Origin of the sequence: Nocardia canadensis (genome assembly GCF_032656385.1) — a bacterium.
In the GTDB taxonomy this organism is placed as follows: domain Bacteria; phylum Actinomycetota; class Actinomycetes; order Mycobacteriales; family Mycobacteriaceae; genus Nocardia; species Nocardia canadensis.
Map to the genome: position 1 here is coordinate 360,338 of NZ_JAVCWB010000010.1, position 19,712 is coordinate 380,049.

A 19,712-nucleotide genomic window follows, 5' to 3' on the forward strand; every position below is an offset into this window, starting at 1 on the left:
CTGTCGGCAATGATCGAACCATGTCCACCAATGCCGAATCAGGGTCGTCACCGGCCGCGCCCGAGCCCGCGGCGCCGACGAGCGAGCAGACCGACACCACTCCGCACCGCAAGGACACGCAGGCTCCGGCCAAGCGCGTCACCCCGAAGGGTGTGCACGGCTCACGCACCGGCTACACCTGGATCGGCCTGCTCGCCGCCGCGATCATCGGCATCGTCCTGCTGATCTTCATCATCCAGAACCTGGACCAGGCGCAGGTCAACCTGCTGTTCTGGGACTTCTCGCTGCCGCTGGGCATCACCGTGCTGCTCTCGGTGATCGCGGGCGCGCTGGTGATGGGACTCGTCGGCGGGGTGCGGATCCTGCAGCTGCGCCACGCCGCGAAGAAGCCCTGACGCTCAGAGCAGCGCGCTGAGCACCAGCCAGGACACGAACGCCGAGGGCAGCATCGAGTCGAGGCGATCCATGATGCCGCCGTGGCCGGGCAGCATCGTGCCCATGTCCTTGATGCCGAGTTCGCGCTTGATCTGCGACTCGATCAGGTCGCCGCAGGTCGCCACGACCACCAAGCCGATACCGAGCACGACGCCGATCATCGAGTTCGCCTCGAGCAGCAGCGTGACGGTCAGCAGACCACCGATGACGCTGAACACCAGCGAACCGCAGAACCCCTCCCACGACTTCTTGGGGCTGATCGCGGGGACCATCGGATGCCTGCCGAACAGCACGCCGGCGACATAGCCGCCGACATCGGAGCACACGACCAGGATCATGAACGTCAGCACCCGCAGGTTGCCGTCGGGTTCGAGCAGCAGCAGTGTCGAGAACGCGGCGAGCAGCGGGATCCAGGTGAGGGTGAACAGGGTGATCGCGGTGTCGCGCAGGAAGTTCTTGGGCGCGGTGCTCAACCCGTGGTCGAACAGCCGCCACACCATGCAGACCAGCGCCGTCGCGGCGAACGCGCCGACCACGCCTTGGGCGCCCCACGGCCAGCCCAGCCAGAACACCGCCTGGCCGCCGACCAGCAGCGGGATCCGCGGGACCAGGACGTCGGCCTCGCGCAGTCGCTTGGCGACCTCCCAGGTCGCCACGCCGACCGCCGCGCCCGCCACCCCGATGAACACCTTGGGGACGAACAGCAGGATCGCGATGAGCGACAGGCCGAGGCCGAGGCCGACCGCCAGCGCCGCGGGCAGGTTACGACCCGCGCGCGACGTCGGCGCCTGCGGCTCGGCAGGCGCCACGTCGTCCGGTGTGCCTGCCGCCGCGGCGGTCTCCTCGACCCGGTCCGGCATCGGCTCCGGTGCCGCTCCGGTGGCGGCGGCGTCTTCGGCCACGATTGTCCCGTCGCTCAACTCGTCGTTCCGTTCATCCCCCGCACGAGCGGGACTGGCGAGATCTGCGCTCAGACCTCGAGCAGTTCGGCTTCCTTGTGCTTGACCAGCTCATCGATCTGGCCCACGTACTTGGCGGTGGTCTTGTCGAGCTCCTTCTCGGCGCGCCCGACCTCGTCCTCACCCGCCTCGCCATCCTTCTGGATCCGGCCGAGTTCGTCCATCGCCTTGCGCCGGACGTTGCGAATCGAGACCTTGGCGTCCTCGCCCTTGCCCTTGGCCATCTTGACCATCTCGCGGCGACGTTCCTCGGTGAGCTGCGGCACCGTGATGCGCAGGATGTCACCGTTGTTGGTCGGGTTCACGCCCAGGTCGGAGTTGCGGATCGCGTTCTCGATCGGGCCGAGCTGGCTCTGCTCGTAGGGCTTGATCACCACCATGCGCGGCTCCGGCACGGTGATGCTCGACATCTGGGTGATCGGCGTCAGCGACCCGTAGTAGTCGACCACGACACGGGCGAACATGCCCGGGTTGGCGCGGCCGGTGCGGATGGTTCCGAGGTCGTCCTTCGCCACCGAGACGGCCTTCTCCATCTTCTCCTCGGCATCGAAGAGCGCTTCATCAATCACGACCGGTTCCTCCACAGCGTCGTCATCGTCATCTTCCGCGGTTGCGGGATCAGGACCGAACCAAGGTGCCGATGTGCTCACCGGCGACTGCGCGGGCAATGTTGCCCTTGGTCAACAGATTGAACACCAGAATCGGCATCTGGTTGTCCATGCAGAGACTGAAGCACGTGGCATCTGCCACCTTCAGGCCCTTCTCGAGTACTTCCTTGTACGTGATCTCGGTGTACATGCTCGCGTTCTTCTCCACGCGAGGGTCGGCGTCGAACACGCCGTCGACCGCCTTGGCCATCAGCACCACGTCGGCGCCGATCTCGAGCGCGCGCTGGGCGGCGGTGGTGTCGGTGGAGAAGTAGGGCATGCCCATGCCCGCACCGAAGATCACGACGCGGCCCTTCTCCAGGTGCCGCTTGGCCCGCAGCGGGAGGTACGGCTCGGCGACCTGCCCCATGGTGATGGCGGTCTGCACACGCGTGTCCACCCCCTGCTGCTGCAGGAAGTCCTGCAGCGCAAGGCTGTTCATCACGGTGCCGAGCATGCCCATGTAGTCCGAGCGGGCGCGTTCCATGCCGCGCTCCTCCAGCTCGGCGCCGCGGAAGAAGTTGCCGCCACCGATCACCACGGCCACCTGCACGCCGGTCTCGACGATCTCGGCGATCTGCTCGGCCACGGTCTGCACGACATCCGGGTCGAGGCCGACCCCGCCGCCACCGAACATCTCCCCACCCAGCTTCAGCAGCACCCGGTTGTATCCAGGGCGGTCGGTACCCGGGTCGGTCATGGGTGTTCGTCTCCTTCGGCAAGGTCGATATGGGTCGAACTGCGGGCACGCGAATCGGCCACACAGCAAGGCGAAGCGGCATCCATCCTGCCTTATCCGGTTCGCGTCACCGCACAAGACCCCCTTGCGCAACGCGGAGACCCCGGAACCAGGGGCAGGTGCCGTCAGGAATCGGCAAGAGCCCCTCGGGGGCAGACGGACGCTGCTCCCGAGGGGCTCTCGTTCAGGCGGATCAGGCCTGGCCGACCTCGAAGCGGGCGAAGCGGGTCAGGGTGACACCGGCTTCGTCCAGAAGGGCCTTGACGGTCTTCTTCGAGTCGGTGACCGACGCCTGCTCGAGCAGGACGACGTCCTTGAAGAAGCCGTTGACGCGGCCCTCGGTGATCTTCGGCAGCGCGGCCTCCGGCTTGCCCTCTTCGCGGGCGGTGGCCTCGGCGACGCGACGCTCGTTCTCGACCAGCTCGGCCGGAACCTCGTCACGGGTGACGTAGCGGGCCTTGAGCGCGGCGACCTGCATGGCGGCAGCGCGGGCGGCCTCGGCGGCGGCATCGCCTTCACCGGTGTACTCGACCAGCACGCCGACGGCGGGCGGCAGGTCCGACGCACGCTTGTGCAGGTAGGTGGCGACCGGGCCCTCGAAGGAGATGACGCGACGCAGTTCCAGCTTCTCGCCGATCTTGGCGGCCAGCGCCTGCACGGCCTCGTCGACGGTGCCGTTGTCGAGCTTGAGCGCCTTGAGGGCGTCGAGGTCGGCCGGCTTGCCTGCGGCGGCAGCGGTGACGACGGCCTCGGCCAGCTCCTGGAACTCCGCGTTCTTGGCGACGAAGTCGGTCTCGGAGTTGATCTCGACCATGACGCCGTCCTTGGCGATGACCAGACCCTCGGCGGTCGCGCGCTCGGCGCGCTTGCCGACGTCCTTGGCGCCCTTGATGCGCAGCACCTCGACGGCCTTGTCGAAATCGCCGTCGGACTCGGCCAGCGCGTTCTTGCAGTCCATCATGCCGGAGCCGGTGAGCTCGCGGAGCCGCTTCACATCAGCAGCGGTGTAGTTCGCCATCGGGGGCGAGCCTCCTCGTGTGTGGGGTGCTTGGGTGTTTACACCACCTTGCCGACCGCTTCTGAATTCAGAAGGGCCGGCAAGGTGAACGTAGAGCTACCGATCAGCTCAGAAGTCGGCCGGGGTGTGCTGCGCCGGGTCGGCCTTGACCTCGGCCTCGGCCTCGGCGGGCGTCTCGACGGCAGCTTCGGCGGCCGGGGTCGCCTGAGCCAGCAGCTCCTGCTCCCACTCGGCGAGCGGCTCACCGGCGCCGGCCTCGGGCTTCGCGTCGCCGGAAGCCTGGCCCGCGCGGGCCTGCACGCCCTCGGCCACCGCGGAGGCGACGACCTTGGTGAGCAGAGCGGCGGAACGGATCGCGTCGTCGTTACCCGGGATCGGGTAGTCGACCAGGTCGGGATCGCAGTTGGTGTCCAGGATCGCGATGACCGGGATGTTCAGCTTGCGCGCCTCGCCGACGGCGATGTGCTCCTTGTTGGTGTCGACGACCCAGATGGCCGAAGGCACCTTGGCCATGTCGCGGATACCACCGAGGGTGCGGTCCAGCTTGGTCATCTCACGCGTCAGCATGAGGATTTCCTTCTTGGTGCGACCCTCGAAGCCACCGGTCTGCTCCATGGCCTCGAGCTCCTTCAGGCGCTGCAGGCGCTTGTGGACGGTCGAGAAGTTGGTGAGCATGCCACCCAGCCAGCGCTGGTTGACGTAGGGCATCCCGACGCGAGTCGCCTCGGCCGCGATCGACTCCTGGGCCTGCTTCTTGGTGCCGACGAAGAGAACGGTGCCACCGTGGGCGACGGTCTCCTTGACGAACTCGTAGGCCTTGTCGATGTAGGTCAGCGTCTGCTGCAGGTCGATGATGTAGATGCCGTTGCGGTCGGTGAAGATGAACCGCTTCATCTTCGGGTTCCACCGACGAGTCTGGTGCCCGAAGTGCGCGCCGCTGTCGAGCAGCTGCTTCATAGTTACGACAGCCATAGCTCCCGTATCTCTCTTTCGTTGCCGGTTGACGCAGCCGATCGGCGATCGACTGCCCTGGCGCCACCGAAACCGCCGGACCCAGGTCTGCGAGACCGGGACCAGCCGACGATTCCACTGTTCATCCGTTGGAGAACTCGCGCGAACATGCCCTCACGGACTGCCTGCGTATGCGAGCGGCGACCGGATGGACGAGCACGGGTGGCGCGCGAAGTCGGTTCCTGCTGTGCCCAGCACAAACCGCGTTGATCAGTCTACGCGGAGCGGGGCCAGGCCCGAAATCGCCCCCTGACAGCGCCCGCCGAAACAGGTGGTGAAGTGCGCGGTATCCACATCCGGCGAGGTTGTCCCCAGTTGCCGGATCGGAGGTCTGCCCGGGGTGATCTCCCCCGAGAGTAGGGGCATGAACACCTTCACACGAACCCTGATCTCCACGTTTCCGCTGCTCTGCGCCGCGGGGGTGCTGGCTGCGCCCGCCGCGGCGCATCCCGGTGCGGAAACGCCCGTCACCCCGGTGTGTGGCGCGGCCGCCGTCGCACCCGAGCGGCACGGGGCGGCGGCGCCTCCGCGTGGTGACGCGACGCCCGCGCCGGTGCCGGTTCGGGTGACCGTGCGCGATCTGACGACCGCTGCGGGCCCGGCCGGTGATCGCGGGCGGGCGGCGCCCGTGGAGGTGGAGATCGTCGTGCGAGGCGGTGGATCGGCGGCGGAGTTGCCCGCCGCGCTGCGCGATCTGGTGCAGACGTTGATCACGCCACAGCGTGTGCCCGCGCCGCGACCGCATCGTTGAGCTGGTGCGAGCCCCGTGCCTGGTGGCGTCTGTCGTCGGAGAGCCAGCGGTGCTGTCGGTTCCGAGTCGGTCGAGCGCTCGACCGAGCCGGGGTGCCCGAGCACATCGCCGCCCCGGGCGAACCTCCGGGCAGGCGCGAGTTTCGGGTTACCGCGACGCGTGCGGGCGGTGGCAGTCGTCTGTGCTGCGGTGATGGTGGCGGGGCCGGCCTGCGGTGGCGCACCGGCCGCCGGGGCCGAGCAGGGGATGTTCGGGTGGCCGCTGCGGCCGCGGCCGACGGTGGAACGGCGGTTCGACAAGCCGGTCCGGAACTGGCTGCCGGGTCATCGCGGGGTCGATCTGGCGGGCAGCGAGGGACAGCCGGTGCTGGCGGCCGGGGACGGCATCGTCGTGTTCGCCGGTGTGGTGGCGGACAAGCCGGTGGTGTCCATCGACCATCCCGGTGGACTGCGCACCACCTACGAACCGGTGCGGGCACACATCGCCGTGGGGAGCCGGGTGAGCAGGGGCACGCCGATCGGGACCCTGGTGGCCGGACACGAGGGGTGTCCGGCCACCGCGTGCCTGCACTGGGGTGCGCGCCGGGAAGCGAGCGAGCACGCGCGGCGCGAGTACATCGACCCGCTGGGTCTGCTGCACGAGGTGCCGGTCCGGTTGAAACCGCTGGCACCCGCGCTGTGACGAACCACTCGGCCGCACCGGGTTCATCGCGCTCGAACGCGGGACGACAATCGGGGTGTGCCAAAGGAATCAGCGCCCTTCACCTACCCCGAGGTGGGTGCCACCCGTGGCACCTTCCCCTCGGGCTACGACCGGTTCGAGCTGCGGCGCCCGATCGGCCACGGCCGCGCACTGTTCGACCGGGCCGCCACCCACATCCTCGCGTTCGGGATCCAGAAGGGCGCCGGTGTCTTCCATCGATCCGATACCGACACCGCGGTGGCGGGAACGGAATTGACGGTGCGCATCGGTCTCGGCCCGGTCGGTATCGTCGCGCCGTGCCGGGTCGTCTACGTGCTGGACGACCCGAACCGCCGCGGCTTCGCCTACGGCACCCTGCCCGGGCATCCCGAGATCGGCGAGGAACTGTTCGCCGTCGAATACGACCCCACCGACGACACGGTGTACGGCCTGGTCACAGCGTTCTCCCGCCCGGGCGCCTGGTACGTGGCGGTCGGCGGACCGGTCGTCCGGCTGATCCAACGCTGGTTCGCCCATCGCTACCTGAAAACCTTGCCTACCAGCGACTGAGCATCACAGCCCGCGCTCGGTGCCGACTTTGTGCCCGCGCTCGGCGCGCGACACGAGGAGATCCACGGCACGGTCGCTCTCGAACGCCCTCGCCCACGAGATCCGTCTCGCTGATCAGTCGATCAGTCCGGTGACCAGCACCCCGGCGACCCCGATGAGCGCCATCATCGCGACAGCGACGGCGGTGGCGGTCACGACATGTCGCCCGGCCTCCACCCGGCCCTGATGGAGCGCGCGACCTCGGAACCATCCGAGAAAGCTCAGCAGCAGGGAGACCGCCGCGGCAACCATCGGCAGCGCGTTCGTCGGCCACCCGTCCGCCGTGACCTCATGGGCGAACAGCAACGCACAGCCGGCTGCGCCCAGGGAAGTCCGCCGCCAGGCCAGGGCCGTGCGTTCCATCGCCAAAGTCGAAGGTGTCACGACAGCAGCACCGCCAGGCAGGCGAGTGCGGCGACGACAGCGACTCCGACCGACAGCACGGGGACCAGGACGGTGCCCGGTAGTGGTCGTCCGGTGCGCATCGCGACGTCTATCCGCTGCCAGTGTCGGAACGCTCCCAGCGCTACCGCGAAGGACATCACCAGGCAGCTCACGGCGATGATGCCGCCGAGTCCGGCCAGGCGGAGCGGCTGGACCAGTGTGTGCACGGCGACGCCACCGGCGAGCAGACCGAGCGCCGTGCGTACCCAGGCCAGGAATGTCCGCTCATTGGCGAGGGTGAATCGATAGTCGAGTTCCTCTTCCCCGTCCTCGGATTCACCCCCGACATCGGGCAATGCCATCGCCGACCACCTCCGGACCCCATCTTGCCGTGCTCGCGCCTACCGATCCGGCAACGCGCCGACCGCTTCACCTTTGGCACCGACCGGGCCGATCGCGACGTGGCGAACTCACCCGTCATCGCGCCAGGTCGTGCAGGCCGGCGAGCGCGCAAGGCCAGGGATCGTCGGCTGGGAAACCGCAGGGCGGACTACCGCACGCTGGGAATCGCCTACTCGCACGGCAGTCGCTCGCCAGTGAGCGTGGGCCTGCGCGACCTCGCCTGCGTTCAGGCGCGGGGATGGGCCTGGTCGTGGACTCGTTTGAGGCGTTCCACGGAGACGTGCGTGTAGAGCTGGGTGGTGGCCATGCTGGCGTGACCGAGGAGTTCCTGGACGACGCGCAGGTCGGCGCCGCCCTCGAGCAGGTGGGTGGCGGCGGTGTGGCGCAGGCCGTGCGGGCCCATGTCCGGAGCACCGGGGATCGCCGAGACGACCTCGTGGACGACGGTGCGGGCCTGGCGCTGGTCCAGGCGGCGGCCGCGCTGACCGAGCAGCAGTGCCCGGCCGGAGTGCTCGTTGGCCAGGGACGGTCGGCCCGCACGGAGCCAGGCGTCGAGTGCGGTGTCGGCGGGGCCGCCGAAGGGCACCGAGCGTTCCTTGTTGCCCTTCCCCAGGACGCGCACGAGAGCACGCTCCCGGTCGATGTCGTCGATGTCGAGGCCGCACAGCTCGCTGACCCGAATGCCGGTGGCGTACAGCATCTCGACGATCAGCCGGTCCCGTAGCGCCATCGGGTCCTGCTGGGCTGCCCCTGATTCCGCCGCGTCCATCGCCTGCACGGCCTGCCTCTGCGCCAGGACCGCGGGCAGTACCCGGTGTGCCTTCGGCGCCCGCAACCGCAGACCCGGGTCGATGGGCAGGCGTCCGGTCTCGGTGAGCCAGGCAGTGAAAGTCCGTGCGGCAGAGGCGCGCCGCGACAGTGTCGTCCGCGCCGCGCCCGACGCCGCCAGCTCGGCCAACCACGACCGCAACAGCGACAGATCCAGTTCCCGCACCGACGAATCCGCCGACCGCGCGTACAGATGTTCCAGCAACGACCGTACGTCCCCGACGTAGGCCCGCACCGTATGCGCCGACCGATTCCGCCCCAACCGCAGATGCCGCCCGAACTCCGTGAGCAGCGCGGTCAGGTCGTCGGGCAACACATCCATTCCCCCACCGTCGCCCGTCCCGCCACCCCACGCAACCCACCACGCCGCGCGACCCAGACCCTCGACCATCCCCGCTCACCGGATACGCACGTGGCGCGGCGCACCGCACGTAGTCTCGCGCTGACTGCCTGCGGTCCGAGTCGCACAACGGTCTCCTCGCCGGCAGCGCCCCGTATGTCGCCCCGGCACTCCGTACTTCCGCCCCGGCTCATCCGCGGCACCGGCACCGCGCAGCTCAGGCAGCGTGCGGCACGGTCCCCGGTGCGATCACTATGCGCGGCAACAGCCTGGCAATAGGTGAGATTCCCCCGCGTCGCGCGGCGTGCGGGTGAGGGAGGCGTGTTTGCGGGGCGGAAGGGGCGTGTTTGCGGGGTAAGCCGTAGGTCGGGAGTTCGGCCTGGTCGGAATCCGGTACGCCGCAGTTTCCGTCGCCGAGGGCCACACGAGCCGACCAGGGGCGCACTGCATCGACTGCATGGACGTCTGCGGCCGACACGACCGACTACGCGGACGACCGCGACCGGCTGCGGCTGACGCGCGGGGGACGCGATCTGCGGACACGGTGATCTCGTCTGGTGCGCGAGAGGACGCGATCCGCGCACCCGGCTGTCACGGTGCCGTTGCGCCGTTACATCGCACCGGCGCACAGGGTCTCGGTTGGCGTGCGCCGGTCGAGGCCCCTTCATCTCGACCCCCGGCCTCGGGTGCGGAACCAGCCGTCGGAATCGCACCCGACCAACTCGGCGAGTTCCAGGCCGACCAGGACAGCGCGGACCGTCGCGACGTCGAGGCCGGATTGGTGGGCCAGGTCCACGGGGAGGCGGGAGCCGATGGCGGGGAGGGCCGCGTAGACGTCGGCTTCGGCGCCACGCAGGTGAGCGGCAGGGTCGGGGGTGTCATCGGTGACGGGGAAGCGGAGGGGGCCCGCCTCGTCGATGACGTCTTCGGCGCGGGTGACGAGCACGGCTTCGCCCTCGCGGATCATGCGGTGGCAGCCGACCGAGGACGCGGACCCGACGGGGCCGGGGACCGCCATCGCGGGGCGGCCGAGACGGCGGGCCCATTTCACGGTGTTGCGGGCGCCGCTGCGCAGGCCGGCTTCGACGACGAGGACGCCGTCACCGAGAGTGGCGATGAGCCGGTTGCGGGCCAGGAATCGATGCTTCTGGGCGGTGGTGCCCGGCGGATATTCGCTCAGGACCAGGCCGGTCTCGGCGATGGCGGACAGCAGGCGGTCGTGCTGGGCGGGGTAGGGCCGGTCGACGCCACAGGCCAGCACGGCCACGGTCGGGCCGCCGACGGCGAGGGCCGCGCGGTGCGCCGCCGCGTCGATGCCGAAGGCCGCGCCCGAGACGATGGTCCAACCGCGCCCGGCCAGGTCGCAGGCGATCTCGCTCGCCACCTGCACCCCGTAGCCGCTGCTGCAGCGCGAACCGACCACGGCGACAGCGCGTTCGGACGCCGTCCGCAGCGAGAGCGGGCCGCGTGCCCACAGCACCAGCGGCACCGCGCCCTCGCGGTCACGCTCGCTGTCGAGCTGGTCGAGGCCCAGCATCCGCCAGCCGGGCCACTCATCGTCGTCGGGGGTAATGACCCGCCCGCCCAGCCGCTGTATCGCCGCCAGATCGTCGGCCGCCGTGTCGATCTCCCGCCGAGCGGCCGTCGGGCCACGCAATGCGTCGGGCAGTTCGCATTCGCGCACGGCCCGCGCCGCCTCGCACACCCCGACCGAGGCGATCAGCGCCGACAACGGCGCGCACGGCCCCTGTACCACCCGCGACAGGTACACCCAGGCGAGTCTGCGCTCGTCGACGTCCAACGCCACCGGTGAATTGCCGGCCGCCGCGGCACGCGGCCCACTCACTGGGCGCCTCGCTGCCGGAAGTTCAAGGCCGACAGCACGTCCTGCACGCTCGGGATCTCCCCGCAGCGCAGGTCGCAGATCGTCCACGCGACCCGGATCGCCCGATCCGCGCCTCGGGCCGACATCCGCCCCAGCCGCAAGGCCGTCTCGATGGGTGCGATCGACTCCCGAGGCAACCGGAAGCGCTGCCGCAGAACATGTCCCGGCACTTCGGCATTGGTGGCCCAGCCGTCGGCGCTCCAGCGTTGCAGGGCCAGCCCACGGGCCCGAGCGACCCGCGCGGCGACACCGGCGCTGCTCTCGACCTGCGCGTCACCGAACGTCGCTCCCGCCTGACCGTGCATCTGCACCCAGATATCGATGCGATCCAGCAGCGGCCCGGACAGCTTGCCCAGGTAGCGCCGCCGGGCCAGCGGCGCGCAGATGCAGTCGACGTCGCGAGCCGGCGCGCACGGGCAGGGATTGGCCGCGAGCACGAGCTGGAATCGGGCCGGGTAGCGCGCGACACCGTCGCGCCGGGCGATCCGCACCTCGCCTTCCTCGAGCGGAGTGCGCAGTGCCTCCAGCACTTTCGTGCCGATCTCCGCGCATTCGTCGAGGAACAGCACCCCGCGATGCGCCCGGCTCACCGCGCCCGGCCGAGCCATGCCGGAACCACCGCCGATCATGGCGGTGACCGAGGTCGAGTGATGCGGGGCGACGAACGGGGCCAGCGTCATCAGCGGCTGTTCGGCCGACAGCGAACCCGCCATCGAGTGGATCGCGGTGACCTCCAGCGATTCAGCCTCCGACAGGGGTGGCAGCAGACCTGGCAGGCGTTGCGCCAGCATCGTTTTGCCGATCCCGGGCGGCCCGGTCAGCAACAGGTGGTGGCCGCCGGCCGCCGCGACCTCCAATGCCCAGCGGGCCTCGTCCTGACCGACGACATCGCTCAGGTCGCCGCTGGGCGCCTGCGCCCCGGGGACCCTCCCGTCCGGTTCCAGCAGACTGCCTTCACCGCGCAACCAGGCGACCACCGCGCGCAGGCTGACCGCGCCGAGCACCTCGATTCCCTCGACTAGCCCGGCCTCGGCCACCGCCGCCGCGGGCACCACCACCGTCGGCACGCCCGCGGTGCGCGCGGCGATCACCGCGGGCAGCACCCCACGCACCCGCCGCACCCGGCCGTCGAGGGCCAGCTCGCCCAGCAGCACGGTCTTGGCCAGCCGCTCCCCCGGCACCGCACCGGACGCATCCAGGACCGACACCGCCAGCGCCAGGTCGTAGACGCTGCCCACCTTCGGCAGCGTGGCCGGGGACAAGGCCAGGATCACCCGGCCGTCGGGCCACTTCTCCCCCGTGTTGGCGACCGCCGCGCGCACCCGATTGCGCGATTCCTGCAGGGCCGTGTCGGGCAGGCCGACCAGGTTCACCGAGGGCAGGCCCTGGCCGATATCGGCCTCGATCTCGACCAGTTGACCGTCGACCCCGGTCACCGCCACCGACAACGCGCGACCGAGCGCCATCAGAAGGCTCCGGCCAGGTGGTCGATGACGGGCCGGTGTCCGCGCGGGACCAGCACCGACACCACGTCGAACCGGATCCGCCGCCACGGGCCCTGCTGCTCGGCCAGCCAGAGCAGCGCGAGCCGACGGATCCGCTGCTGTTTGCTGTAGGTGACCGATTCGGCCGGGGTACCGAACCCCAGGCCCGACCGCGTCTTGACCTCGACGAACGCCGTGACCGTCGGGTCCTGGACGATCAGATCCAGTTCGCCGTAGCGGCATCGCCAGTTGCGGGCGACGATCTCCATCCCCGACTCACGCAAGAACTGCGCGGCGAGCTTCTCCCCGTATGCGCCGAGCGCCTGTTTGTCTGCCACGGGTCGAGCATGTCGATCGACTCCGTCGCGCCCGGTCCGGTGACCTGGGCGAACAACAACTCTGTGGACAACCGCCGGCCTGTGGACAACCAGGCCGGCGGTGCGCCGCCTACTCCGGCAGGCGCAGGTCCGGCTTCTCCAGTTCTTCGATGTTCACGTCCTTGAACGTGATCACTCGCACGTGCTTGACGAAGCGCGCCGGACGGTACATGTCCCACACCCACGCATCGCTCATCCGCACTTCGAAGTAGACCTCGCCGTCGGCGTTCTGCGGCCGCAATTCGACAGAATTGGCCAGGTAGAAGCGACGTTCGGTCTCCACCACGTACGAGAACTGGCCGACGATGTCCTTGTACTCGCGGTACAGCGACAGTTCCATCTCGGTTTCGTACTTCTCGAGGTCCTCAGCACTCATCGGGTGGGCCGTCCTCCTTCTAGCAGCGCCGCGTTCATAGTGGACATCATCGCGCATGCGCGGCACGAGTAGCCACTCGGCTACCGCCGGGCACCTCGAGTTCGCGCACATTGCGCCAGGACCGGCGATGTTCGGTGCTCGGTCCGAGCTGCCGGAGCGCGGCGGTGTGCTCGGGCGTGTTGTAGCCCTTGTGCGCCGCGAAACCGTACCCGGGCAGCTGCCCGTCGAGCTCGACCATCATCCGGTCCCTGGTCACCTTGGCCAGAATGCTGGCCGCGGCGATGCATGCCGCGGTGGCGTCGCCGCCGATGACCGGCAGCGACGGCGCGGGCAGCCCGGGGACCTTGAAGCCGTCGGTCAGGATGTAGCCGGGCGTGCGGCCCAGCCCCGCGACGGCCCGGCGCATCCCCTCGATATTGGCGACGTGGATCCCGATCGAGTCGATCTCCCATGCCGGCACCACGACGACGCTGTAGGCCAGCGCCAACCGCTGGACGACCGGGAACAGCTCCTCACGGGCCGCCTCCGTGAGTTTCTTGGAGTCGTCGAGGCCCGACAGCTTGTCGTAGGCCTTGGGCGCCAGCAGGCACGCGGCGACCACCAGCGGTCCGGCGCACGGGCCGCGGCCCGCCTCGTCGACACCGGCCACCGGGCCGAGGCCGCCGCGGATGAGCGCCGCCTCGAGCGTGCGCAGGCCCCCGGCCCGGCGCATCACCACCCGCGGCGGCCAGTTGGTCCGATCCTGCCCCACAGTTCGATTGTCCCCGTGTCTCGTCGCGTGTCAGTTTTCCTGCGCGTTCTGCGTCTTCACCGGCCCCATCCGGCTCGGCGGCCAGATCTTGAACACCGTCTTGCCGCGCACGTTGTCCACCGGCACGGTGCCCTGCAGATCGTCGCTGACGTGGGCGCGCGAATCGGCCGACTCGTTGCGGTTGTCGCCCATCACCCACAGGTTGCCCTCGGGCACCTTCACCGGACCGAACACCCGGCCCGCCGGGTAGACCGCGTTGGGGCGGTCGGTGAACCAGGGGTAGTCCTTCTTGATGTACGGCTCGTCGAGCGGCTTGCCGTCGACCATCACCCGGCCCTGCGGATCACAGCACTGCACGGTCTGCCCGCCGACGGCGATGACGCGCTTGACCAGATCGTTCTCGTCCGGCGGGACCAGCCCGAAGTAGGACAGGAAGTTCTGCAACCCGCGCACGACCGTGTTGTCGGAGCGGACCGACTTGTAGTGCCCGTTCCACGACGGCGGGCCGACGAAGACCACGACGTCGCCGGGGCCGGGATCGGAACCGTAGTAACTGATCTTCTCGACATAGATGCGGTCGCCGATCAGCAGCGTGTTCTCCATCGACTGCGACGGAATCACATACGGCCGTCCGACGAAAGTCACCATCAGCGCGGCGATCACAGCCGCGATCACGATCAGAATCGGCAGCTCCTGCCAGAACGGTCGCTGCTTCTTGTCGCCGCGCTTGCGCTCGCGCCGCCCACCTTCGTCGCCCGAATCGGACACCGACACCGACCCACTTTCGTCTGCCACGCCGAACAGAGTAGCCCGGCGCCCCGACCGAAGTCGGAGCGCCGGGCTACCGGAAAATTCTGTGCTGCGAACAGCTACCGCGAGATCAGCGCTTTTCCTTGATCTTGGCGGCCTTACCGCGCAGATCGCGCAGGTAGTACAGCTTGGCGCGACGCACGTCACCGCGGGTCACGACATCGATGTGGTCGATGTTGGGGCTGTGCACCGGGAAGGTGCGCTCGACACCGACACCGAAGGACACCTTGCGGACCGTGAAGGTCTCGCCGATGCCGCCGCCCTGACGCCGGATCACGACGCCCTTGAAGACCTGGATGCGCTCCTTCGAGCCTTCGATGACCTTCACGTGCACGTTCAGGGTGTCGCCCGGACGGAAATCGGGGACATCGCTACGCAGCGACTTCTCGTCGACGAAGTCAAGGGTGTTCATTTTCCACCTTTTCGGATTCTTTGCGCGAACAGAGGAACCTGGCGGCACTGACGCGCTCGACCGGTTCATGCTCAGAACAGGAGTGCTCACGGACACAACTCGGCCGAGGCAACCGGTTCATTGTGCCAGACCAGGCACTCCGGACTGAAATCGGGCGACCCCGGTCACTCGCCCGCGGTGGTGTCGGCCGTGGCCTCGGCCCGGCTGCGCGGGAGCAGATGGGGATGGGGCGGCGGTGCGGGCGGTGCCGCGACCACCCGGCGCGCGAGCTCGGCTTCGGCCGCCGTCTTGGCGTGCTCGACATCGGGCTTGCCCGCGATCAGGTCCTGGATGAAGATCTTCGCGCGGATCACCGGGCGCCGATAGCGCCGTTCCCTGGCGATGGCCCGGTTCATGGTCTTGTGCCGGTTGCCGTAGCGCCAGCGCGCCCACGGCGCGCCCGGCCTGCTGAGCCGGATCGCGCCGATCAGCAGCAGCGGGGTGAAGAACATGCCGAACAGGCCCGTCCAGATCTTGCCCTTGGCGATCACCACCGCCGCCAGTCCCAGATTCAGCAGCAGGGTGCCCAGGACCGCGATGCGGACGCCGATGCCGCGCGACTGCCGGAAGTCGTCGTAGTCGAGGAAGGTCGCCGGTTGCACGCCGAGCAGCAGCAGGCCGGTCACCGCGAGGGCGACGAAGACCGCGTCGACCGAGGTGCGGCCCTGCTCCTCCCAGTAGACGTCACGCAGGTAGAAGATCAGCGCGAACTCGTCGAGCACCAGCGCCGCGCCGACCCCGAACAGGGCGGCGAGCACGCTGGAGGTGACCTGGGTGGAGTCCTCGGCGGTGGCGATCAGCCCGATGCCGGTCAGCAGCACCGTGATGACGCCGAAGACCATGTGGTGGATGTGGGTGTCGCCGGCTTTGACATTGCCCGGCCACCAGCGCACGTTGGCCCGGATCATCCGCACGCTGATCCGGATGACCACGAAACCGAGGATGAACCCCAGCAGGAAGCACAACAGGGGCAGGCGGCCGTGCGCGATCACATCGTCTTCGAGCCACCGTCGCATGCCGCCCGCCCTGTCGTCGAGTTACTTGCCGCCGAATCCCGCCCGGCGCAGCGCGTCGGCCATCGATCCGCTCGGCTCGGCCGCGGGCTTGCGCTGGTTGCCGCCACGCCCCTGTGGGGCCTGGCCACGTCCCTGCGCCTGTCCACGATCCGAGCCCTGACCACGGCCGCCCTGCGGACGACCCTGACCACGGCCCTGGCCGCGCGGTGCGCCGCCACCACGATTGTCCCCCTGGGCGGGCTTTCCGGGCTCGTCGTCGAGCCGCAAACTCAGCCCGATGCGCTGGCGGGCGACGTCGACCTCCAGCACCTTGACCTTCACGACGTCACCGGACTTGACCACCTCACGCGGGTCCTTGACGAAGGTGTGCGACATGGCCGAGACGTGCACGAGACCGTCCTGGTGCACGCCGACGTCGACGAACGCGCCGAACGCGGCCACATTGGTGACGACGCCTTCGAGCACCATCCCCGGTTTCAGGTCAGCGACCTTCTCCACGCCCGCGGCGAACTCGGCGGTCTTGAACTCCGGTCGCGGGTCGCGGCCGGGCTTCTCCAGCTCGGCGATGATGTCGCTGACGGTGGGCACACCGAACTTCTCGTCGGTGAAGTCGGCGGGCCGCAGCGCGCGCAGGGTGCCGGTGTTGCCGATGATCTCGGCCATCGGGCGGCCGGTGTGCTCGAGGATGCGGCGCACCACCGGGTAGGCCTCGGGATGCACGGCGGAGGTGTCGAGCGGGTCGTCGCCGCCGCGGATGCGCAGGAAGCCCGCGCACTGTTCGAAGGCCTTGGGGCCGAGCCGGGGCACCTCGAGCAGCGCGCTCCGGCTGCGGAAGGGGCCGTTCTGGTCGCGGTGGGCCACAATGCTTTCCGCGACCGAGCCGGAGACACCGGACACGCGCGAGAGCAGCGGCACCGAGGCCGTGTTGACGTCGACGCCGACCGCGTTCACCGCGTCCTCGACCACCGCGCCCAGCGAACGGGCCAGCAGCGTCTCCGAGACGTCGTGCTGGTACTGGCCGACACCGATCGACTTGGGATCGATCTTCACCAGCTCGGCCAGCGGGTCCTGCAGGCGGCGGGCGATGGAGACCGCGCCGCGCAGCGACACGTCCATGTCGGGCAGTTCGGCCGAGGCGTAGGCCGAGGCCGAATACACCGAGGCGCCCGCCTCCGACACCACGATCTTGGTCGGTTTGTTCTCGGGGATGCGCGAGATCAGTTCGGTGGCCAGGGCATCGGTCTCGCGCGAGGCGGTGCCGTTGCCGATGGCGATGAGCTCCACGCCGAACCGGGCGACCAGCGCGGCGAGCACGGCCAGCGACTTCTCGGTCTGGCCCTGCGGCTTGTGCGGGTAGATGACCTCGGTCGCCACGGCCTTGCCGGTCGAGTCGACCACCGCGACCTTCACGCCCGTGCGGTAGCCGGGGTCCAGGCCCATGGTGGTGCGGGTGCCCGCCGGTGCGGCCAGCAGCAGGTCGCGCAGGTTCGCGGCGAACACGTCCACCGCGTCCTTCTCGGCGGCCTGGCGCAACCGCATCCTGGTGTCGATGCCGAGGCTCACCTGCAGCTTGGTGCGCCAGGCCCAGCGCACGGTGTCGAGCAGCCAGGAGTCGGCCGGGCGGCCCTGGTCGGCGATGCCGAAGGCGACGGCGATGCGGCCCTCGTAGATCGTGCGCTCGCCCGGCGCGGGCTCCTCGGTGTCGGGCTCGAGGTGCAGGGTGAGCACCTCTTCCTTCTCGCCGCGCAGCAGCGCGAGGATCCGGTGCGAGGGCAGCTTGTGGAACGGCTCGCTGAATTCGAAGTAGTCGGCGAACTTGGCGCCCGCTTCCTCCTTGCCCGCGCGGACGGTCGAGGTGACCTGACCGCGGTTCCACATCAGGTCACGCAGCTCGCCGACCAGGTCGGCGTCCTCGGCGAAGCGCTCGACCAGGATCGCGCGGGCGCCCTCGAGCTGTTCGGCGGTGTAGTCGGCCGGATCGGTGGTCGGGTCGCCGATCAGCGCGTCGGCCACCGGCTCGTGCCCGGCCTCACGCGCGATCTGCGCCTTGGTGCGGCGCTTGGGCTTGTACGGCAGGTAGATGTCCTCGAGGCGGGCCTTGGTCTCGGCGAGCATGATCTGCTGATGCAGCGCCGGGTCGAGTTTGCCCTGGCCCCGGATGGATTCGATGATCGCGCCGCGCCGCTCGTCGAGCTCGCGCAGGTAGCCGAGTCGTTCGTCGAGCTGACGCAACTGGGCATCGTCGAGGCCGCCGGTGACCTCCTTGCGGTAGCGCGCGATGAACGGCACCGTCGAACCGCCGTCGAGCAGTTCGACGGCGGCGCGGACCTGGGTCTCGCGCACCCCCAGTTCGTCGGCGATCCGCCTGCCCACGCTGGCGAGGATGGTCGTGCTGTCGGTCGGAGTGCCGTTCGACGTCGAACGGGCGGTCTCGGGCGCTGTCGTCACGACCGCAGAGACTACAGCGCTTCCCCGACACCCGGCCGACTCCCAGGTCAGCGGACCGTCGTCACCTCGGCCTCGTTCGCGGGACGATCCAGCGGTGTATCGGCGCGCTCGCGCAGGAACTTGTCGAACATCGCGGCGACATAGGCGCGCACGAGAAACGCCATCCGATCAGGGTCGATGGTGCCGATGTACCGCGCGGCGAGCGGCCGGGCCGATCCGGGCACCAACCACGGCATGTCGGTGAAGTCGTAGTGGGCCGAATTCGCAATGGCGAGATGGCGTTTCCAACCGGTCGCGGACCGCCAGAAGGCGTCGAGCGAGGGATTGGCGTCGCCGACCTCCTCGATCTGGCTGCTGGTCAGCACCAGCGTCGGTCGGTCGACGCCCTCGGTCACCGCGCGGCCGAAGGCCTCGTCCACCCCGAGCTGGCCGTCCAGATCGACGGCCGCGTCGATGCGCCGGTCCTCGTACATGGCCTCCACCGCGGTGTAGCCACCGGAGGAATGGCCGACGGCACCGACCCGGTCGAGGTCGAGCACCCGGCCCAGATCCGAAGGCAGAGCGTCCCGCTCGGCATCCGGGTTCTCCCCGCTCGCGAGAAGGGTGAGGCTGTCGAGGACCAGGCGGACGTCGAGCAATCTGGCCTCGATGTACTTCGCGCGGATGGCGGTGTCGAAACCGTTCGGCGCGGGCGCGGGGCGCACGATCCGGCCGCCGGGAAACTCGACGGCGGGCCCGGTTTCGTAGGTGTGGTCGACGGTCACGACGACGTAGCCGCGGGAGGCGAGGTCCTCGGCGAGACCGGTCCCGAGGATCCGCGAGACGCCCGCGCCCGGCGTGTACAGCACGACCGGGTAGCTGTCGCCGGTCCGCGCGGGCGCCCCGCGAGCGGCATGGGTCAGCGCGCCGGGGAGATCGATGCCCAGCGTCTGCTCCAGCCCGGGAATCAGCTCGGTCGAGACGTAGTGCCCGCGCGGGTACCGGTCCACCTCCGTCGCCGGATAGAACACCGAGACCATCAGTTCCCTGGCCACGTCGGGCGCGAACGGATCGGGCCGATCCGCGTCTGCCAGATGCAGGGTGGTCGTCCCCACCGGGAACGCACCGGTCGGGCTCGGCAGCACCGCGATCCCCGGGTCGGCGCCCGCGGTTCCCGCACTCGCCGCGACCAGCGCGCAGACCGACATCGCCACCATCGTCGCTCGACGGATCACCGTCTCCCCCACCATCATCGGAGAACCCCGGCTCCCCCGGCGATTCGCCGGACACGCTATCAGCCTGTTGTGCATCCGGCGGCGTGTCACGTCATC

22 protein-coding genes are annotated in these 19,712 nt (G+C 69.6%); 4 read left to right on the forward strand and 18 right to left on the reverse strand.

Annotated elements, in window-relative coordinates; translation table 11 throughout:
* Positions 1–20: 20 nt before the first annotated feature.
* Positions 21–395: a LapA family protein gene (locus tag Q7X29_RS25320; protein ID WP_316575564.1), complete on the forward strand. Its 375-nt coding sequence runs from the start codon at positions 21–23 to the stop codon at positions 393–395.
* A gap of 3 nt (positions 396–398) precedes the next feature.
* Here the strand turns inward: Q7X29_RS25320 and Q7X29_RS25325 are convergent, their stop codons facing one another.
* From Q7X29_RS25325 to rpsB, 5 genes are all read right to left on the reverse strand, one after another.
* A complete protein-coding gene (locus Q7X29_RS25325; RefSeq protein ID WP_218718507.1) occupies positions 399–1,295 on the reverse strand; it encodes a phosphatidate cytidylyltransferase in 897 nt (298 codons plus the stop codon).
* A gap of 110 nt (positions 1,296–1,405) precedes the next feature.
* Positions 1,406–1,963, reverse strand: a complete 558-nt coding sequence (frr, locus tag Q7X29_RS25330) for a ribosome recycling factor (RefSeq protein WP_030202900.1) — start codon at positions 1,961–1,963, stop codon at positions 1,406–1,408.
* A gap of 49 nt (positions 1,964–2,012) precedes the next feature.
* The gene (gene pyrH, locus Q7X29_RS25335; RefSeq protein WP_316575565.1) at positions 2,013–2,741 is read right to left on the reverse strand and encodes a UMP kinase; all 729 of its coding nucleotides are present in this window, start codon (positions 2,739–2,741) and stop codon (positions 2,013–2,015) included.
* 232 nt (positions 2,742–2,973) lie between these two features.
* A complete protein-coding gene (tsf, locus tag Q7X29_RS25340) occupies positions 2,974–3,798 on the reverse strand; it encodes a translation elongation factor Ts (protein WP_218718497.1) in 825 nt (274 codons plus the stop codon).
* Positions 3,799–3,906: 108 nt separating this feature from the next.
* On the reverse strand, positions 3,907–4,770 hold the full coding sequence (gene rpsB, locus Q7X29_RS25345) for a 30S ribosomal protein S2 (protein WP_189024364.1): 864 nt from the start codon (positions 4,768–4,770) through the stop codon (positions 3,907–3,909).
* A 403-nt stretch (positions 4,771–5,173) separates the two neighbouring features.
* On the opposite strand from rpsB, the gene Q7X29_RS25350 reads away from it, so the two are divergent.
* From Q7X29_RS25350 to Q7X29_RS25360, 3 genes are all read left to right on the forward strand, one after another.
* Positions 5,174–5,560 carry a hypothetical protein gene (locus Q7X29_RS25350; RefSeq protein WP_316575566.1) on the forward strand — a complete coding sequence of 129 codons (387 nt, stop codon included), beginning with the start codon at positions 5,174–5,176 and terminating at the stop codon, positions 5,558–5,560.
* Between the two features lie 192 nt (positions 5,561–5,752).
* Positions 5,753–6,241: a M23 family metallopeptidase gene (locus Q7X29_RS25355; protein WP_316575567.1), complete on the forward strand. Its 489-nt coding sequence runs from the start codon at positions 5,753–5,755 to the stop codon at positions 6,239–6,241.
* A 57-nt stretch (positions 6,242–6,298) separates the two neighbouring features.
* A complete protein-coding gene (locus Q7X29_RS25360) occupies positions 6,299–6,811 on the forward strand; it encodes a DUF1990 family protein (protein ID WP_316575568.1) in 513 nt (170 codons plus the stop codon).
* 114 nt (positions 6,812–6,925) lie between these two features.
* Here Q7X29_RS25360 and Q7X29_RS25365 read toward each other — a convergent pair whose 3' ends face one another.
* The 13 genes from Q7X29_RS25365 to Q7X29_RS25425 form a co-directional block, all read right to left on the reverse strand.
* Complete coding sequence (locus Q7X29_RS25365) at positions 6,926–7,213, reverse strand: DUF202 domain-containing protein (RefSeq protein WP_218716841.1); 288 nt, start codon at positions 7,211–7,213, stop codon at positions 6,926–6,928.
* A 17-nt stretch (positions 7,214–7,230) separates the two neighbouring features.
* On the reverse strand, positions 7,231–7,596 hold the full coding sequence (locus tag Q7X29_RS25370) for a YidH family protein (RefSeq protein ID WP_218716840.1): 366 nt from the start codon (positions 7,594–7,596) through the stop codon (positions 7,231–7,233).
* Between the two features lie 266 nt (positions 7,597–7,862).
* Complete coding sequence (locus tag Q7X29_RS25375; protein WP_218716839.1) at positions 7,863–8,786, reverse strand: tyrosine recombinase XerC; 924 nt, start codon at positions 8,784–8,786, stop codon at positions 7,863–7,865.
* A gap of 682 nt (positions 8,787–9,468) precedes the next feature.
* Positions 9,469–10,611 carry a DNA-processing protein DprA gene (dprA, locus tag Q7X29_RS25380; RefSeq protein WP_316576337.1) on the reverse strand — a complete coding sequence of 381 codons (1,143 nt, stop codon included), beginning with the start codon at positions 10,609–10,611 and terminating at the stop codon, positions 9,469–9,471.
* Positions 10,612–10,646: 35 nt separating this feature from the next.
* Positions 10,647–12,155: a YifB family Mg chelatase-like AAA ATPase gene (locus Q7X29_RS25385; RefSeq protein ID WP_218716838.1), complete on the reverse strand. Its 1,509-nt coding sequence runs from the start codon at positions 12,153–12,155 to the stop codon at positions 10,647–10,649.
* Positions 12,155–12,511: a YraN family protein gene (locus tag Q7X29_RS25390; protein WP_316575569.1), complete on the reverse strand. Its 357-nt coding sequence runs from the start codon at positions 12,509–12,511 to the stop codon at positions 12,155–12,157. The genes Q7X29_RS25385 and Q7X29_RS25390 overlap by 1 nt, the downstream gene beginning before the upstream one ends.
* 109 nt (positions 12,512–12,620) lie before the next feature.
* Positions 12,621–12,926 (reverse strand): DUF2469 domain-containing protein, encoded by a 306-nt coding sequence (locus Q7X29_RS25395; protein ID WP_011210678.1) that lies wholly within the window; start codon positions 12,924–12,926, stop codon positions 12,621–12,623.
* 46 nt (positions 12,927–12,972) lie between these two features.
* Positions 12,973–13,677, reverse strand: coding sequence for a ribonuclease HII (locus tag Q7X29_RS25400; protein WP_308248379.1), 705 nt, complete (start codon positions 13,675–13,677; stop codon positions 12,973–12,975).
* A gap of 30 nt (positions 13,678–13,707) precedes the next feature.
* Positions 13,708–14,472, reverse strand: a complete 765-nt coding sequence (gene lepB / locus Q7X29_RS25405) for a signal peptidase I (protein ID WP_374104830.1) — start codon at positions 14,470–14,472, stop codon at positions 13,708–13,710.
* 85 nt (positions 14,473–14,557) lie between these two features.
* Positions 14,558–14,899 carry a 50S ribosomal protein L19 gene (rplS, locus tag Q7X29_RS25410; RefSeq protein ID WP_019048201.1) on the reverse strand — a complete coding sequence of 114 codons (342 nt, stop codon included), beginning with the start codon at positions 14,897–14,899 and terminating at the stop codon, positions 14,558–14,560.
* 164 nt (positions 14,900–15,063) lie between these two features.
* On the reverse strand, positions 15,064–15,954 hold the full coding sequence (locus tag Q7X29_RS25415) for a hypothetical protein (protein WP_218716836.1): 891 nt from the start codon (positions 15,952–15,954) through the stop codon (positions 15,064–15,066).
* 21 nt (positions 15,955–15,975) lie between these two features.
* Positions 15,976–18,402, reverse strand: a complete 2,427-nt coding sequence (locus Q7X29_RS25420) for a Tex family protein (protein ID WP_316575570.1) — start codon at positions 18,400–18,402, stop codon at positions 15,976–15,978.
* Between the two features lie 47 nt (positions 18,403–18,449).
* Complete coding sequence (locus tag Q7X29_RS25425; RefSeq protein ID WP_316575571.1) at positions 18,450–19,634, reverse strand: alpha/beta hydrolase family protein; 1,185 nt, start codon at positions 19,632–19,634, stop codon at positions 18,450–18,452.
* Between the last annotated feature and the right edge of the window lie 78 nt (positions 19,635–19,712).

What these genes read in the sequence shown, in the direction of transcription:
- Q7X29_RS25425 (WP_316575571.1), bottom strand. Translation starts at nt 19,634, where the DNA reads ATGATGGTGGGGGAGACGGTGATCCGTCGAGCGACGATGGTGGCGATG.
- pyrH (WP_316575565.1), bottom strand. Translation starts at nt 2,741, where the DNA reads ATGACCGACCCGGGTACCGACCGCCCTGGATACAACCGGGTGCTGCTG.
- Q7X29_RS25350 (WP_316575566.1), top strand. Translation starts at nt 5,174, where the DNA reads ATGAACACCTTCACACGAACCCTGATCTCCACGTTTCCGCTGCTCTGC.
- Q7X29_RS25385 (WP_218716838.1), bottom strand. Translation starts at nt 12,155, where the DNA reads ATGGCGCTCGGTCGCGCGTTGTCGGTGGCGGTGACCGGGGTCGACGGT.
- Q7X29_RS25370 (WP_218716840.1), bottom strand. Translation starts at nt 7,596, where the DNA reads ATGGCATTGCCCGATGTCGGGGGTGAATCCGAGGACGGGGAAGAGGAA.
- Q7X29_RS25320 (WP_316575564.1), top strand. Translation starts at nt 21, where the DNA reads ATGTCCACCAATGCCGAATCAGGGTCGTCACCGGCCGCGCCCGAGCCC.
- Q7X29_RS25395 (WP_011210678.1), bottom strand. Translation starts at nt 12,926, where the DNA reads ATGAGTGCTGAGGACCTCGAGAAGTACGAAACCGAGATGGAACTGTCG.
- Q7X29_RS25375 (WP_218716839.1), bottom strand. Translation starts at nt 8,786, where the DNA reads ATGGATGTGTTGCCCGACGACCTGACCGCGCTGCTCACGGAGTTCGGG.
- tsf (WP_218718497.1), bottom strand. Translation starts at nt 3,798, where the DNA reads ATGGCGAACTACACCGCTGCTGATGTGAAGCGGCTCCGCGAGCTCACC.
- Q7X29_RS25365 (WP_218716841.1), bottom strand. Translation starts at nt 7,213, where the DNA reads ATGGAACGCACGGCCCTGGCCTGGCGGCGGACTTCCCTGGGCGCAGCC.
- Q7X29_RS25415 (WP_218716836.1), bottom strand. Translation starts at nt 15,954, where the DNA reads ATGCGACGGTGGCTCGAAGACGATGTGATCGCGCACGGCCGCCTGCCC.
- rpsB (WP_189024364.1), bottom strand. Translation starts at nt 4,770, where the DNA reads ATGGCTGTCGTAACTATGAAGCAGCTGCTCGACAGCGGCGCGCACTTC.
- rplS (WP_019048201.1), bottom strand. Translation starts at nt 14,899, where the DNA reads ATGAACACCCTTGACTTCGTCGACGAGAAGTCGCTGCGTAGCGATGTC.
- Q7X29_RS25355 (WP_316575567.1), top strand. Translation starts at nt 5,753, where the DNA reads ATGGTGGCGGGGCCGGCCTGCGGTGGCGCACCGGCCGCCGGGGCCGAG.
- Q7X29_RS25325 (WP_218718507.1), bottom strand. Translation starts at nt 1,295, where the DNA reads ATGCCGGACCGGGTCGAGGAGACCGCCGCGGCGGCAGGCACACCGGAC.